Source organism: Microcystis sp. M53603_WE2, from assembly GCF_030065435.1.
In genome coordinates this window covers 1-1,569 of the sequence record NZ_JASJFF010001147.1, presented here as the reverse complement: position 1 = coordinate 1,569, position 1,569 = coordinate 1, and the positions used below count along the sequence as shown (strand labels likewise).

Sequence of the window (1,569 nt, the reverse complement as noted above, 5' to 3'; positions counted from 1 at the left end):
CAATTGTCTATCTTTTGGTATTAACCTATTTGTGCCTTAAGTCCTTTCCTGTATGAATTTCAGCTACTTTTGAGCGTAGTTGCTCTCATCGAATTTTATTTTAAGTTAATTATTTGCATAACAATTCCCGAAGAGCCAATGTTTCTTACCTTGTTAATAGTACATCAAAAAAATACGAATTAGATGAACTTAAAAAACTTGTCACCATGTTTCCTCAGTTTAAAAAACTAGCTGAACAGCGTATAGAAGCCATCCGAGAAAGAAAAGAACGAGAAGAAAGATACATAGAAGAAAGAGAAAGAGAAGAACGAGAAGAACGAGAAGAAAGAGACAGAAATAGAATGGTGGTCAAACCAAGGAACAATGTATTATTGATGAAATTCTTCCATCAGTTCTTGTAAACGTTCTTGTTGCTGTTTGCTGAATAAATTATCAGGACGGAAACGCTGTAAAATCACTAATGTCTCACCCATATTTTCACCTTCAGCAGTTAAACTTGTTTCCATAAGATCCAGTGCTTGACCTGGAGTCAAACCACTTGTTTCTTGGTTGCCACAAATTGCTTTATATGTCAAGGTTTTTCCTGCAAATTCTGGAACAATTGTGATAGTAGTCATGGTTTAAACAGTAAAGCGAATTTTGCAAGCTCATCCAAAATAATTTGGCTTTTCCATACTTGTTATGCACTTTAACATACTAACCGTAGGTTGACTTGAGCAATAATAACTTTTGTCTGTCAAATATTAGCGACGCTTGAGGGAAACCCAACCACACCAATGTCGTCAAGAATGTTGGGTTTCGCTCAAACCATTGAATCGAGAAGGTTTCCCCTAAGTATTAAAGCGCTCAACCCAACCTACAAGCTGTCAAATTTCTCCTAAGTATTAAATCGCTCAACCAAACCTACAAGCTTCTATCTGATAACTGATAACTGATTAAGATTTCACTCCCAAGTTAAAGAAAATCGTTCCCCGACGCACAGAATTTTCGCTACCTTGGCTGCTAATAGTAAGAGAACGCAGATTATTAAATAAAGGCTTAATCGACAATTCTAACACCCGCACGATCGGGAATTTCGACTCAATAACTGGTTGCAATTGTCGCCAATCGACGTAAAAATAACCATCATTTTCTGCGGGTAAAGCAGTAATTGCCTGTCGAAACTTACCACTACTTAAGATGGGGTTTTTCTGTGCAGATAAAGCTAAACCCATCGCTTCCACAGAACTAGCGATAATTTCATAATTATCGACCCTAGTATGCACTCCCGTCACGAGCGTCTCTAGTTGCGCTTTTCCTCCCGGGACCGCCGTGGTTAACTTTGTCCAAGCTGTCACCGATCGATCGAGTAAAGGCAGATTAATCACATTATAGCCGCGACTGCGGGCCAACTCATCCAAATGAGAGATCGCACTGTCCACCTCTACCCCCATCACCCGTTCCCCTACAAAAACACTATCGGGTTCCATCCCCTTTGAACTAGGCACGAGAGCGAGGCTATATTCGCCTCTAACCCAGCTAAAAACGTCTTCAGGCAAATTTAAACCTAAAGGCGACTGGAAGCGGTTT

3 protein-coding genes are annotated in these 1,569 nt (G+C 40.0%); 1 reads left to right on the top strand and 2 read right to left on the bottom strand.

The features are described from left to right. Positions 1 to 113 precede the first annotated feature (113 nt). Positions 114 to 401, top strand: a complete 288-nt coding sequence (locus PX481_RS24235) for a hypothetical protein (RefSeq protein WP_288096470.1) — start codon at positions 114 to 116, stop codon at positions 399 to 401. Here PX481_RS24235 and PX481_RS24230 read toward each other — a convergent pair. Both PX481_RS24230 and PX481_RS24225 read right to left on the bottom strand, forming a co-directional pair. After that, positions 369 to 617 (bottom strand): hypothetical protein, encoded by a 249-nt coding sequence (locus PX481_RS24230; RefSeq protein ID WP_002762121.1) that lies wholly within the window; start codon positions 615 to 617, stop codon positions 369 to 371. The genes PX481_RS24235 and PX481_RS24230 overlap by 33 nt on opposite strands. Before the next feature lie 318 nt (positions 618 to 935). Beyond that, a partial coding sequence (locus PX481_RS24225; protein ID WP_288096468.1) for a DUF3352 domain-containing protein occupies positions 936 to 1,569 on the bottom strand: 634 nt, incomplete at its 5' end.